12 protein-coding genes and 1 tRNA gene are annotated in these 13,203 nt (G+C 69.3%); 10 read left to right on the forward strand and 3 right to left on the reverse strand.

What is annotated here, in order from left to right:
- Positions 1-40 precede the first annotated feature (40 nt).
- Entirely contained in the window at positions 41-529 is a 489-nt protein-coding gene (locus V6M46_RS02365) for a GNAT family N-acetyltransferase (protein WP_332662157.1), read from the reverse strand.
- Positions 530-552: 23 nt separating this feature from the next.
- Between V6M46_RS02365 and V6M46_RS02370 the strand changes: the two genes are divergently transcribed.
- Positions 553-1,125, forward strand: coding sequence for a helix-turn-helix domain-containing protein (locus tag V6M46_RS02370; RefSeq protein WP_332662158.1), 573 nt, complete (start codon positions 553-555; stop codon positions 1,123-1,125).
- Here V6M46_RS02370 and V6M46_RS02375 read toward each other — a convergent pair.
- On the reverse strand, positions 1,086-2,303 hold the full coding sequence (locus tag V6M46_RS02375) for an MFS transporter (protein WP_332662159.1): 1,218 nt from the start codon (positions 2,301-2,303) through the stop codon (positions 1,086-1,088). The genes V6M46_RS02370 and V6M46_RS02375 overlap by 40 nt on opposite strands.
- A gap of 142 nt (positions 2,304-2,445) precedes the next feature.
- Between V6M46_RS02375 and topA the strand changes: the two genes are divergently transcribed.
- The 8 genes from topA to V6M46_RS02415 are packed head-to-tail and all read left to right on the forward strand — an operon-like array spanning position 2,446 to position 12,659.
- A complete protein-coding gene (gene topA / locus V6M46_RS02380; RefSeq protein ID WP_332662160.1) occupies positions 2,446-5,145 on the forward strand; it encodes a type I DNA topoisomerase in 2,700 nt (899 codons plus the stop codon).
- 42 nt (positions 5,146-5,187) lie between these two features.
- Positions 5,188-6,813, forward strand: coding sequence for an FAD-dependent oxidoreductase (locus V6M46_RS02385; RefSeq protein ID WP_332662161.1), 1,626 nt, complete (start codon positions 5,188-5,190; stop codon positions 6,811-6,813).
- Entirely contained in the window at positions 6,810-7,979 is a 1,170-nt protein-coding gene (locus V6M46_RS02390; protein WP_332662162.1) for a low temperature requirement protein A, read from the forward strand. Before V6M46_RS02385 ends, V6M46_RS02390 begins: the two co-directional genes overlap by 4 nt.
- Before the next feature lie 9 nt (positions 7,980-7,988).
- The gene (locus V6M46_RS02395) at positions 7,989-8,408 is read left to right on the forward strand and encodes an MmcQ/YjbR family DNA-binding protein (RefSeq protein ID WP_332662163.1); all 420 of its coding nucleotides are present in this window, start codon (positions 7,989-7,991) and stop codon (positions 8,406-8,408) included.
- Between the two features lie 50 nt (positions 8,409-8,458).
- Complete coding sequence (locus V6M46_RS02400; RefSeq protein WP_332662164.1) at positions 8,459-9,337, forward strand: methyltransferase domain-containing protein; 879 nt, start codon at positions 8,459-8,461, stop codon at positions 9,335-9,337.
- A gap of 9 nt (positions 9,338-9,346) precedes the next feature.
- Complete coding sequence (tmk, locus tag V6M46_RS02405) at positions 9,347-9,988, forward strand: dTMP kinase (protein ID WP_332662165.1); 642 nt, start codon at positions 9,347-9,349, stop codon at positions 9,986-9,988.
- Positions 9,985-11,127 (forward strand): DNA polymerase III subunit delta', encoded by a 1,143-nt coding sequence (locus tag V6M46_RS02410; protein ID WP_332662166.1) that lies wholly within the window; start codon positions 9,985-9,987, stop codon positions 11,125-11,127. Before tmk ends, V6M46_RS02410 begins: the two co-directional genes overlap by 4 nt.
- Positions 11,124-12,659 carry an alpha/beta hydrolase gene (locus tag V6M46_RS02415; RefSeq protein ID WP_332662167.1) on the forward strand — a complete coding sequence of 512 codons (1,536 nt, stop codon included), beginning with the start codon at positions 11,124-11,126 and terminating at the stop codon, positions 12,657-12,659. The genes V6M46_RS02410 and V6M46_RS02415 overlap by 4 nt, the downstream gene beginning before the upstream one ends.
- An 86-nt stretch (positions 12,660-12,745) precedes the next feature.
- Here V6M46_RS02415 and V6M46_RS02420 read toward each other — a convergent pair whose 3' ends face one another.
- A complete protein-coding gene (locus V6M46_RS02420) occupies positions 12,746-13,033 on the reverse strand; it encodes a chorismate mutase (protein ID WP_332662168.1) in 288 nt (95 codons plus the stop codon).
- A 96-nt stretch (positions 13,034-13,129) separates the two neighbouring features.
- On the opposite strand from V6M46_RS02420, the gene V6M46_RS02425 reads away from it, so the two are divergent.
- Positions 13,130-13,202 (forward strand) — tRNA-Thr (locus V6M46_RS02425).
- Position 13,203 lies beyond the last annotated feature (1 nt).

The raw sequence follows: 13,203 nt of genomic DNA on the forward strand, positions 1-13,203 counted from the left end.
CGGCCTCCCTAGGGGACGGTCGCGCTAGGGGCCGGACGGGCTAGAGGGACAGCTGGAGGTAGGCGAGGTCGAGCCAGCGGCCGAACTTGAAGCCGACCTCCGGCAGCAGCGCGACCCGGCGGAAGCCGAACTTCTCGTGCAGGGCGATCGACCCGGCGTTGGACGCCTCGATGCCGGCGACGATCGCGTGCACGTCGCCGGAGCGAGCGTGGTCGATGAGCGCCGGCATCAGGACGTTCGCCGCACCGCGACCCCGGTGATCGGGGTGCACATAGACCGAGTTCTCGACCGTGAACCGGTAGCCGGTCTTGGGGCGCCACGGACCGTAGGACGCGAAGCCGATCACCTCGCCGTCGAGCTCGGCGACCAGGACCGGCAGCCCGGCCGAGCGGCGCGCGTCGAACCACGCGCGGCGGTCCTCGAGGTCGACCTCGTGCTCGTCCCAGATCGCGGTCGTCGTGCGGATCGCGTCGTTGTGGATCTCGAGGATCGCCGGGAGGTCGTCGTGCACGGCGTCGCGGATCATCATCGGCGTTCCCCTATAGTGTCGGTATGTCCACCATAGTAGACGACATCAGCGCACGCATCGGCCAGCGGGTCGCCCTCGAGCGTGAGCTCCGCGGCTGGTCGCTGAGCGAGCTGGCCGAGCGGTCGGGGGTGTCGCGGGCCATGATCCACAAGGTCGAGCGCGGCGAGAGCAGTCCCACGGCGACCCTGCTCGGCAAGCTCTCGGGTGCCTTCGGCCTCACGGTCTCGACGCTGATCGCCCGCGGCGAGCCGCGCGGCACCCGCGTGCTCGCCCGCGCCGAGCAGGAGCTGTGGATCGACCCGGACACCGGCTACCGGCGGCGCCAGATCGTCACGACGCCGGCCGGCGACATCACCGAGGTCGTCATGCCGCCGGGCAAGGAGGTCGCGGTGCCGGCCGAGTCGTACGACTTCGGGATGCACGTCATCTGGGTCGTCGAGGGCGTGCTGACGTTCGTCGTGGGGGAGGAGACCCACGAGCTCGCCGCGGGGGATCGGCTGCGCATGGGCGATCCGGCGCCCGTGATCTACCGGAACGCGTCGAGTGCGGACGTGCGCTATCTGGTGACCGTGTTCGGGTCGTCGACGGACGCATAGTTGGCCGGCCGGAACGCCGGGATGAGCTGACCGCCCCAGCACACCAGCGCGATGGCGGTGGCGGTCAGGCCGCCCACCACGAAGCCGCCCCACGCGCCGACCTCGTCGATCGCCGCGCCGATGACGGGCGAGCTCGCCGCTCCGCCGATCGTGAACGCCGTGCCCTGCCAGCCCATCGCCTCGCCGCGCCGCTCCTCCGGCACGAGCTTGGCGATCCACTCGGCCGCAGCGGTCATGGTCGGCGCACACAGGAAGCCCGTCGGGATGACCCACAGGGACAGCGACCAGACCTCACCACCGAGGCCGACCGGGATCGTGGTCAGGCCCAGCGCGAGGAGGAGATAGGTGGGCCGGATCGACCGGTTGAGCGATCCGTAGACCAGGCCGCCGACCAGCGACGACAGGCCCCACAGGCCGTACGTGAGGCCGATCGCGCTGGTCCGGTCGAGCTCGCGCAGCTCGGCGATGATGCCGAGGTCGGTGCCCACCAGCGTGGCCATCGTGCCGCCGGAGATGAGGAAGAGGAACACCACGGGGACCGACAGGATCGGCGTCTTGACGACCGGCCGGTCAGGAACGACGTCGGTCTCCTGGGGCGCCGAACGGGTCGGCGGGTTGAGCTTCAGGAAGATCAGCCCGGCCACGACCTCGCACCCGCCGATCGCATAGAGCGCCGCGTCGGCGCCGGCCTGCGTCACCAGCAGGACGCCGGCAGCCGGGCCGATGATGAAGCTCGCCTCGGCGATGATCGAGTCGGCCGAGAACGCCGTGCGGCGTTGGCGCTCCTCGACCATGACGCTCAACGACAGCCGCACGATCGAGAAGATGGGGATGAGGAACAGGCCCATCAGCACCGAGATCGGGATCAGCCACGCGTACGTCGCCAGTGTCGCCAACGGGTAGAGGACGCCGACCGCGATGATCGAGGGGAGGACGGCGCGTCGCAGGCCGAGCCGGTCGATCAGGCGCCCGCGCCACGGGGAGCCGATCGCCGCGCCGAGCGTCGTCGCGGCGGCGATCACGCCGGCCTGGGCGTAGCTGCCGTCGAGGTCGTCGACGACATAGAGGGTGAAGACGAGCGGCGCCGCCATGGCCGGGATGCGGGCGAAGAACGCAGCAATGAACAGCGCGCGGACCGATCTGTCCGCCCACAGCTGCGCATATCCGGAGAACGCCACAGGGCAGTATTTCACCGACGACCGACAAGCTGTTCCGAGCTGCGCCGGGCGAACCGACACGATCCGCTCACAGATGCGGATGCATGAACTCTTGACGACACACGCTACGGTGTGCTGCGTCTGACCAATCAGGAGTTCATCTGTGACCAGCCTCGTCATCGTCGAGTCCCCCAACAAGGTCCGCAGCATTGCGGGCTACCTCGGGGACGGCTACGTCGTGGACTCCTCGGTCGGCCACATCCGCGACCTGCCGCGCGGCGCCGACGAGGTGCCGGCCGCGTTCAAGGGCGAGTCCTGGGCCCGCCTCGGCGTCAACATCGACAGCGCCTTCGAGCCGATCTACGTCGTCTCCGCCGACAAGAAGTCGCAGATGACCAAGCTCAAGAAGCTCCTCAAGGACGCCGACGAGCTCGTGCTGGCGACAGATGAGGACCGCGAGGGCGAGGCCATCGCGTGGCACCTGCTCGACGAGCTCAAGCCCAAGGTCCCGGTCAAGCGCATCGTCTTCAACGAGATCACCAAGGACGCGATCCAGTACGCCATCGCGCACCCCCGCGACGTCGACATGGACCTCGTCGACGCGCAGGAGACCCGCCGCATCCTCGACCGCCTCTACGGCTACGAGGTCAGCCCCGTGCTGTGGAAGAAGGTCATGAGCGGCCTGTCGGCCGGCCGCGTGCAGTCCGTCGCGACCCGGCTCGTGGTCGAGCGTGAGCGTGAGCGCATGGCGTTCCGCATCGCCTCCTACTGGGACCTCGAGGCGACGTTCGACGCCGGCGAGGGCTACGACCCCCGCCAGTTCCCGGCCAAGCTCTTCAGTGTCGACGGCTTGCGCATCGCGTCGGGCAGCCACTTCGACAACGCCGGACAGCTGACGTCCGACAAGGTCGTGCACCTCGACGAGCAGCAGGCCGGCGCCCTGGCCGCGGGGCTCACCGACCGCCCGTTCACGGTGCGTTCGGTCGAGTCCAAGCCCTACACGCGCCGTCCCTACGCACCGTTCCGTACGACGACGATGCAGCAGGAGGCGTCCCGCAAGTTCGGCTTCGGCGCCGCCCGTACGATGCAGGTCGCCCAGCGCCTCTACGAGGGCGGGCACATCACCTATATGCGTACCGACTCGACGACGCTGTCGCAGACCGCGCTCACCGCCGCCCGCGCCCAGGTGACCGAGCTCTACGGCCCGGCCTACCTTCCGGACGAGCCGCGCGTCTACGCCAGCAAGGTCAAGAACGCGCAGGAGGCCCACGAGGCGATCCGCCCCGCCGGCGACCGGTTCAAGACTCCCGATCAGACCGGACTGAGCGGCGACGAGCGTCGGCTCTACGAGCTCATCTGGAAGCGCACGATCGCGTCCCAGATGCGTGACGCCAAGGGCGACTCGGTGTCGATCCGCATCGGCGCCACAGCCGCCAGCGGTGAAGACGTCGTCTTCGGCTCCTCGGGTCGGACGATCACGTTCTACGGATTCCTCAAGGCGTACGTCGAGTCGCACGACGACTCCGACGCCGAGGACGACGACCAGCAGACCAAGCTGCCCAACCTGACCGAGGGTCAGACCGTCACGGCCGCCGAGCTCGGCAAGGCCGGCCACGAGACCAAGCCGCCGTCGCGCTACACCGAGGCCAGCCTGATCAGTGAGCTCGAGACCCGCGAGATCGGCCGCCCGTCGACGTACGCCTCGATCGTCGGCACGATCCAGAACCGCGGCTATGTCTACAAGAAGGGCACCGCGCTGGTCCCGGCGTGGATCGCCTTCTCGGTCATCCGGCTCATGGAGCAGCACTTCCCGCGGCTCATCGACTACAACTTCACCGCCGAGCTCGAGGACGTCCTCGACGAGGTCGCCCAGGGGCGTGAGGAGCGGCTCAACGTCCTGACCGGCTTCTGGACCGGCACGGGCGAGCACGACACGGGCCTCAAGCGGCTCGTGGACAACCTCCCCGACATCGACGCCAGAGGACTCGCGACGTTCCCGCTGGGCGAGGACATCGACCTGCGCGTCGGTCGCTACGGCCCGTACGTCGAGGGTCCGCCGTTCACCGAGGACGCCGAGGGCAAGAAGGTGCCGACTCGCGCCAACGTGCCTGACGACCTGCCGCCCGACGAGCTCACGCTCGACCGGGCCAAGGAGCTGCTGGCCAGCCCGTCCGGCGTGGAGAAGGAGCTCGGCAAGCACCCCGAGACCGGGCTCGTGATCACCGCCAAGAGCGGCAGGTTCGGTCCGTACGTCACCGAGACGCTGCCCGACGACGCCAAGAAGGCCGACAAGCCCCGCACTGCCAGCCTGTTCAAGGACATGGACCTCGACACGATCACGCTCGACCAGGCGGTCCAGCTGCTCACGCTGCCGCGCGTCGTCTACGTCGACGAGGACGGCACCGAGGTCACCGCGCAGAACGGTCGCTACGGGCCCTACCTCAAGAAGGGCACCGACTCCCGCTCGCTCGAGCGCGAGGAGCAGCTCCTCACGATCACCGAGGAAGAGGTCCGCGCGATCTACGCGCAGCCCAAGACGTACGGACGTCGCGCCGCCGCAGCCCCACTCAAGGAGCTCGGCAACGATCCCGTGAGCGGCTCACCGGTCGTGGCCAAGGACGGCCGCTTCGGCATGTACGTCACCGACGGTGAGTACAACGCGACCCTTCGCAAGGACGACTCGCTCGAGACCCTGACGCCGGAGCGTGCGTTCGAGCTGCTCGCCGAGCGCCGCGCCAAGGGTCCGGCCAAGAAGGGCGGCAAGAAGACCGCCAAGAAGACCGCGAAGAAGACTGCGAAGAAGTCGACCGCCAAGAAGGCGGCGAAGAAGTCGCCGGCCAAAAAGGCTGCCGCAAAGAAGTAGGAGCGCTGGCTGGTCGCCCGGGCAACGCGCTAGCGTTCCGGCATGATCACCCCAGACGAGCTGAGCGACGTCCCGCTCCTCGCCGGCCTGGAGACGCCGGTGCTGGCGTACGTCGCCGGCGCGGTGGAGGACATCCGGCTGGCTCCCGGTGAGTACTTCGCCCGCGAGGGCGACGAGCGGTCTCTGTTCATCGTGATGGAGGGCCACGCCGAGATCACCAAGGTGGTCAACGGCCAGGAGCGCGTCATCGGCGAGCGCACGCACGGCATGTTGTTCGGCGAGGTGCCGATGACGCTCAGCACGAAGTTCCCGGCGAGCGGTCGGGCGACCGTGCCCGCGCGCATCCTTCGCCTGGGCGTGACGGAGTACCACACGCTGGCCGCCATGGCGCCGTCCGTGACGACGAGCGTCGCCGAGGTGGCCCGCCGCTATCTGAACGACCTCCAGGGCTGGGCGGCCGTCGAGCCCGAGGCCGAGGTGACGTTGATCGGCCCTCGCGTCGACGCCGCGGTGCGTGAGCTGGCGACGTTCCTGACCCGCAACCAGGTGGTCTTCGACCGGGTCACCCCGGATGAAGGGGCCGCCGACCACCCCGTCCTCGAGCTGCCCGACGGCCGCCGTCTGATGGCCCCGACCCTGCGCCAGGCCGCGTCGGCGGTCGGGCTCGAGGTCAGCCCCGCCGGGTCCGACTACGACGTCGTCATCCTGGGCGCCGGACCCGCGGGCCTCACCGCGGCGGTCAACGCGTCGGCCGAGGGCCTGCGGACGATCGTCGTCGAGGCCATCGCGCCCGGAGGGCAGGCCGGCACCTCCAGCCGCATCGAGAACTACACGGGGTTTCCGTACGGGGTGTCGGGTGACGACCTCGCCAGCCGCGCCCTGCAGCAGGCGAAGCGGCTCGGCGCCGAGATCGTCGTGACCCGGCAGGCGACGGGCATCCAGCCGGGAGCGCACACGGTCACCCTCGACGGGGGCGACCTGCTGCAGGCGCCCGTCGTCGTCATCGCCACCGGCGTGGACTGGCGGACCCTCGACGTTCCGGGTGTCGCGAGCTATCTCGGTCGCGGCGTCTACTACGGCGCTGCGCGGAGCGACTCAGCGCTCGCCAGGGGCCAGGACATCTGCATCATCGGTGCCGGCAACTCGGCCGGTCAGGCCGCGGTCTTCTTCTCGCGGTATGCCCGGTCGGTCACGATGCTCGTACGCGGAGAGTCGCTCGAGGCGAGCATGTCGCGCTACCTCATCGACCAGATCTCCGCCCATGACGCCATCCACGTCGAGACCAGGAGCCAGGTCGTCGGCCTCCACGGCGAGACCGACCTGACCGAGATCGACGTGCACGACTCGGCGGCCGGCCAGACGTCGCGTCGCCCTGCCACGGTGCTCTTCGTCATGATCGGGGCCGACGCGGTCACGGGATGGCTTCCCTCTGCCGTGGCGTGCGACCAGCACGGCTTCGTCGTCACCGGGTCCGACGCCGCCGACTCCGCTGCGTGGACTGCCGACCGTCGGCCCTTCGCGCTGGAGACGACCGTTCCCGGCGTGTTCGCCGTCGGCGACGTCCGCTCGGGGTCGGTCAAGCGGGTCGCGGCCGGAGTGGGCGAGGGCGGCATGGGGATCGCGTTCGCCCACCAGTACCTCGCCCTGCAGCAAGGGAGCATCCGATGATCGCCCCGATTCTGCGGCCGCTGTCACCGCGGGACCCGCACGAGGAGCACCGCACGGCCTCGCCGCTCGAGCTGTTCACCGATCTTTGCTACGTCGTGGCGATCGCGCAGGCCGCGCTGTCGCTGCACCACGAGATCTCCGAGGGCCACGCCGGCCACGGGCTCGTGTGGTTCGGCGTCTCGTTCTTCGCGATCTTCTGGGCCTGGCTCAACTTCGTCTGGTTCAACAGCGCGTACGACCCCGACGACACGATCAACCGGGTCCTGACGCTGCTGCAGGTCTTCGGGTCGCTCGTGCTGGCGGCCGGCGTGCCGCGGATCTTCCACGAGGACCTCACGCTCGGCATCGTCGGCTACGTCATCATGCGGGTCGGGCTGGTGCTGATGTGGCTGCGTGCGGCGGCGGGGCATCCCGAGCGTCGACGCACGGCGCTGCGATATGCGTACGGGCTGATCTTCGTCCAGGCCGGCTGGGTCACCGCGCTCCTGGTGACGGACGGCCATGTCCCGATCTGGCTGTTCGTGCTCGGGGTGGCGCTCGACTTCTCCGTGCCGTTCACCGCCGAGCTCGCCGGCACGACGCCGTGGCATCCGCACCACATCGCGGAGCGCTACGGACTGTTCTTCATCATCGTCCTCGGCGAGACGATCCTGTCGGTCACGATCGCGCTGCAGGTCGCGTTCGACAAGGAGCACCCGCCCGCCGAGCTGTGGCTCGTCGTGGCCGGTGGCGTGCTGATCACGTTCAGCGGTTGGTGGCTCTACTTCGCGCGCGACAACTCCGGCATCCTCACCGACAACTCGGTCGGGTACGTCTGGGGGTTCGGCCACTACGTGATCTTCGGCGCAGCGGCCGCGGTCGGGGCGGGCCTCGCCGCGCGGGTCGACCACTACTCCCACCACTCGGAGGCCTCCGACCTGGTCAGCAGCGCGTTCGTGACCGGCCCGGGTGCGGCGTTCCTCGTGGCGCTGTGGCTCGTCAACGTGCGCCTGCACGACTCGTCGATGCGGACCGCGTTGCCGTTCGCCGTCGGCGCGCTGGCGCTCGTCGCCGTGACGTTCGTGCCGTACTCCGAGCTGTGGGCCGGCCTGATCGGCGTCGTGGTGCTGGTCACCGAGCTCCGCCTCGCGGCCGGCCGCGAGGGGGCTGTCGGCGCCACGTCATAGTTTGTTGCCATGCCCGATGTGCCGCTCGACGTCGTCGAACGTCTCCGTGCGATCTGCCTTGCGCTCCCCGAGGCATACGAGGAGAACGCCTGGACCGGCGTGCGCTGGTGCGTCCGCAAGCGCACGTTCGCGCACGTCCTGACGATCGACGAGACCGGACCGGATGCCTATGCGCGGTTCATCGCGACCGAGGGCGAGGTCACGGTCGTGACGTTCCGTGCGCCGGGTGACGAGCTCGAGGCATTCGTCCAGGCCGGCCCGCCTTACTTCGTCGCCCGGTGGGGCCGCGACGTCGTGGGGCTCGAGCTGCGCGACGACACCGACTGGGACGAGCTCGCCGAGCTGCTGACCGACAGCTTCTGCGTGCTGGCTCCGCACAAGCTCGTCGCCCGGGTCCAGCTGCCCGGTTCCCCGCCCGGACCGGCCTGACCTCACCCGCGTTACGGTGGGCGAACTGTACGCGGACGGATTGGATCACGATGGTCAGCCGACACCAGATCTCCAAGGCGATGCACGATCCGAAGAAGGCAGTGCACGTCGTGCTCCTTCGAGCCCGGGAGCTCGCCGCGACGCCGTCCTCGGCGAGATGCCTGGTCTGCGGCTCCAGGCGCACCCGCCTGCGCCTCGTCGAGCGCAAGAACCGTACCTACGAGATCCGGATCTGCCGGCGCTGCCAGTACGTGTCCAACGCCGGCAACACGGTCGACTACACGAAGTTCGAGTCGGTCGACAGATTCCGCCTCACGCCGCGGGTCGGGACCGAGGAGCACCAGGGCCGCGAGTTCCACATGGCCGCGATGGGCGCCGACATCCTGCAGCGGTCGGGCCTCAAGGTCATGGTGTTCGGCGCGGGGCGCAGCCTCGACTACCAGCACATCGCCAAGCTGCCCGCTGTCGACCGGGTCGTCATGAGCGATGTCGTCGACCTGGGCATCGATGCCGACTTCATCAACATCGCCAAGGGCACGTCGGAGCGTTTCGACCTGATCATCGCGTGCGAGGTCGTCGAGCACTTCCCTGACCCGATGACCGAGTTCCCGCGGCTGTTCAAGCTGCTCACCAGGAAGGGCCTCCTGGTCTGCTCGACCAACATCTACGACGGCAAGAACGTCGCGAACCACCGCTACCTCTACTCCCGCGGGCACGTCTCCTACTACAGCCCGCAGGCCATCGCCGAGATCGCCCGCAAGAGCCGCATGCAGTTCGACTTCCGGGTGCCGGAGATCGTGACCGGTACGGCCGGGCCGCGCAAGCGCTACATCCTCTTCACCCGGTCCAAGAAGAACATGCGACGCATCGTCGAGTACTTCGGCCTTCACCCGTACGCTCCGTCGGAAGAGGTCGTACGCAGCGACTAGGCTCGCCCCATGGATCCGCTCTTCACCGAAACCGGGGTGTTCATCGCCCTGGAGGGCGGGGAGGGCGCCGGCAAGTCGACCCAGGCCGTGCTGCTCGTCGAATGGCTCGAGACCCTCGGCCACGGAGTGCTGCTGACGCGTGAGCCGGGTGCTACCGAGGTGGGCAAGATCCTGCGCCACATCGTCCTCGACCACGACACGGGCGAGCTGTCGCCGCGCACCGAGGTCCTGCTCTATGCCGCCGACAAGGCCGAGCACGTCGACCAGATCGTTCTCCCGGCGCTCGCCGACGGCACGATCGTGATCACCGACCGCTACGTCGACTCGCTGCTGGCCTATCAGGGCGCCGGTCGCCACCTCGCCGCCGCGGAGGTCGAGCACATCGCCCGGTGGGCCACCTCGTCCCTGCGGCCACACCTCACGATCATCCTCGACATCGACCCGGCCATCGGTCATGCCCGGTTCGAAGGTGCCGACCGCATCGAGTCCGAGCCGCTCGAGTTCCACCAGCGCGTACGCCAGCACTTCCTCGACCTGGCCGCCGCCGACCCGCAGCACTACCTCGTGGTCGGAGGCGGCGACACGCCTGCCGAGATCCACGCCTCGATCCGGCAGGCCGTCGAGCCGTGGCTGGGGCAGGCCACAGCATGACCGTCTGGGACGACCTGGTGGGCCAGGAACCCGTCGTCGAGACGCTGCAGGCCGCGGTCGCCTCGGCAGGCGGTGACGGGCGCTCGATGACGCACGCCTGGCTGTTCACCGGCCCGCCCGGCTCGGGCCGGTCCAACGCTGCGCGGGCGTTCGCGGCGGCGCTGCAGTGCGAGCTCGGCGGCTGCGGCGAGTGCCACTCGTGCACGACCGCGCGGGCCGGCAGCCACCCCGACATCACCCTCATCACGACCGACGGACTGTCGATCGGCGTCAAGGACATCCGTCAGTACGTCCGCTCGTCCGCCCTGCGTCCCGCGCTCGGCCGCTGGCAGATCCTCATCATCGAGGACGCCGACCGGCTCACCGACGAGGCCTGCAACGCCCTGCTCAAGGCGATCGAGGAGCCGTCGCGCCAGACCGTGTGGATGCTCTGCGCCCCGGCGGTCGACGACGTCTCCGTGACGATCCGCTCGCGCGCTCGCAGCGTCCTGCTCAGAACCCCGTCGACCGAGGCCATCACCGGGCTGCTGGTCAGCCGAGACGGCGTCGAGCCGGAGCTGGCGCACGCCGTCGCCGCCGCCTCGCAGGGCCACATCGGGCGGGCCCGAGGGCTCGCGCGCGACCCCGGCGCCCGCGAGCGCCGGCGAGCCATCTTGTCGATCCCGGTCGCGCTGCACGATCTCGGCGACTGCCTCCGGGCGGCGCACCAGGTCAACGAGGAGGCCACGGCGCGCGCCAAGGACTTCTGCGACCCCGCCGACGAGCGCGAGCTCGACGACCTGCGCTCGACGTGGGGCGTCGAGGAGCGCGGCCGCCGCCCACCCGGTTATGCCGGTGCCCTGTCGGCGCTGCAGAAGGACCAGGACCGCCGGCGCAAGCGTATGGCCCGCGACTCGATCGACGGCGTGCTGCTCGACCTGCTGTCGTTCTGCCGCGACGTCCTGGCGGTCCAGTGCGCGACCGGCGTCGATCTCGTCAACGCCGACGTGGCCGACGACATCACCGAGATGGCGCGCGTGTGGACGCCCGAGTCGACCATCCACACGATCGATGCGATCGTCGAGTGTCGTACGGCCTTGACCGCCAATGCCGCTCCTCTGCTCGCCCTCGAACGCATGATGATGGGACTTCGCCGGTGACTCGCTCCAAGCTGCTGATCGTGCTCTCCGTCGTCACCGTGTTCGCTCTGCTCGTGGGTGTCGCCGTCGTGACGGCCGTCGTGACCCGCGACAGCTGGGAGGAGCCCAAGCCTGCCGCGACGTCAGCGCCGTCGGGGCTCAAGCAGTTCTACGACCAGGACGTCGAGTGGTCGGGCTGTGGCTCGGAGCGGTGCGCCTGGATCACGGTGCCGGTCGACTATGCCAAGCCTGACGGCGCCACCACCCGGATTCGCGTGGTCGTCCACCCCGCCGAGGGCGGCAAGGCCAAGCGCAGCATCTTGGTCAACCCGGGCGGCCCCGGCGGCTCGGCGGTCGACTTCGCCTCGACGATGGCCTCGAGCTTCGGCAGCGATGTCCGCACGATGTACGACGTCGTCGGTGTCGACCCGCGCGGCGTCGGTGAGAGCTCGCCGCTCGAATGCCTCCCCGACAAGGACTTCGACGAGTTCGTCGAGACCGATCCGGACCCCGACGACGCCGCCGAGATCGCCGCGCTGCGCCAGAGCATCACCGACCTGGGCGAGGCGTGCGAGAACAACTCCGGCGAGCTGGCCGGCCACGTCTCGACCGTCGAGGCCGCCAAGGACATGGATGTCGTGCGCGCGCTGCTCGGCCGGTCCAAGCTCGACTGGTTCGGCGCGTCATACGGCACGTCGCTCGGCGCGGTCTATGCCCAGCTGTTCCCGACCAACGTCGGTCGTATGGTGCTCGACGGCGCGGTCGATCCCTCGCTGGATGCCGTCGGCTCGAGCCTCGGCCAGACCACGGGTTTCCAGCGGGCCATCGACGCGTACGCCGAGGACTGCGTCAAGGATTCCGACTGCCCGCTGGGCAACGACGCCAAGGCGGGCATCGCCAAGATCGCCGACCTCATGAAGCAGCTCGACGCGACGCCGATGAAGGCCACATCCGATCGCGACCTCACGGAGGGCCACGCGTTCTACGGCATCGCCCTGACGCTCTACGACGAGGAGACGTGGCCCTACCTCTCGGACGGTCTGAAGGCGGCGTTCCAGGGCGATGGCAGCGTGCTGCTGCGATTCTCCGACGTCTACTTCGAGCGCGACGAGGACGGCTCATACGCCGGCAACATGGGCCAGGTCATCTATGCCGTCAACTGCCTCGACGCCTCCAAGCACCTGACGCTGGAGGAGACCGAGGCGATCATTCCGCGGTTCGAGAAGGTGTCCCCGGTGTTCGGGCGGGCGCTCGCCTGGGGCGCGCTCGGCTGCTCCGACTGGCCGATCGAGGCGACCAACCCGCTGCCCAAGATCGAGGCCAAGGGGGCGCCGCCGATCCTCGTGCTCGGCACGACGCGCGACCCGGCGACCCCCTACGAGTGGGCCAAGGCGCTCGCCTCGCAGCTGTCATCCGGCGTGCTGATCACCCGCGAGGGCGACGGGCACACCGCATACAACTCCGGCAACGTGTGCATCAAGGACGCCGTCGATGGCTTCTTCACCGACGGCACCGTCCCCAAGGACGGCCTGACCTGCAAGGCAGGCTCGTAGCCCTGCCGCAGCGGTGACTTGGCGTCCACCGCGCGCGTCCGCGTGGACGCTATGCCACCGCCGGCGGTCCGGCGCGGCGCGGTTGCCTAGCCTCGTACGGCTTCGTGGTGGTGAATGACCTCGTCGATGATGAAGTTGAGGAACTTCTCGGCGAACGCGGGGTCGAGATCCGCCTCGACGGCCAGCGCCCGGAGACGCGTGATCTGTCGGGCTTCGCGCTCGGGGTCGGCGGGCGGCAGGTTGTGCTCGGCCTTGAGCTTGCCGACGCGCTTGGTGTACTTGAAGCGCTCTGCCAGGACATGGATCAGCGCCGCATCGATGTTGTCGATGCTCGCCCGGATCTCCTCGAGCTCGGCCTGCGTGGTGTCGGTCACGAGTGCGATTCTACGGGGGCGAGGCCGATGTGAGGTCGTAGCAATCACCCGGTAGACTCAGTGATCGGTTCGGCGGGCGATCCCCGGCGGACCTCGGCCGCTTTAGCTCAGTCGGTAGAGCGTTTCACTCGTAATGAAAAGGTCGTCAGTTCGATTCTGACAAGCGGCTC

Source organism: Aeromicrobium sp. (assembly GCF_036676885.1).
In the GTDB taxonomy this organism is placed as follows: domain Bacteria; phylum Actinomycetota; class Actinomycetes; order Propionibacteriales; family Nocardioidaceae; genus Aeromicrobium.

Bases quoted from the DNA above. Each gene is read 5' to 3' on its own strand.
- V6M46_RS02365 (WP_332662157.1), bottom strand. From the start codon at position 529: ATGATGATCCGCGACGCCGTGCACGACGACCTCCCGGCGATCCTCGAG.
- V6M46_RS02370 (WP_332662158.1), top strand. From the start codon at position 553: ATGTCCACCATAGTAGACGACATCAGCGCACGCATCGGCCAGCGGGTC.
- V6M46_RS02385 (WP_332662161.1), top strand. From the start codon at position 5,188: ATGATCACCCCAGACGAGCTGAGCGACGTCCCGCTCCTCGCCGGCCTG.
- V6M46_RS02390 (WP_332662162.1), top strand. From the start codon at position 6,810: ATGATCGCCCCGATTCTGCGGCCGCTGTCACCGCGGGACCCGCACGAG.
- V6M46_RS02395 (WP_332662163.1), top strand. From the start codon at position 7,989: ATGCCCGATGTGCCGCTCGACGTCGTCGAACGTCTCCGTGCGATCTGC.
- V6M46_RS02400 (WP_332662164.1), top strand. From the start codon at position 8,459: ATGGTCAGCCGACACCAGATCTCCAAGGCGATGCACGATCCGAAGAAG.
- tmk (WP_332662165.1), top strand. From the start codon at position 9,347: ATGGATCCGCTCTTCACCGAAACCGGGGTGTTCATCGCCCTGGAGGGC.
- V6M46_RS02410 (WP_332662166.1), top strand. From the start codon at position 9,985: ATGACCGTCTGGGACGACCTGGTGGGCCAGGAACCCGTCGTCGAGACG.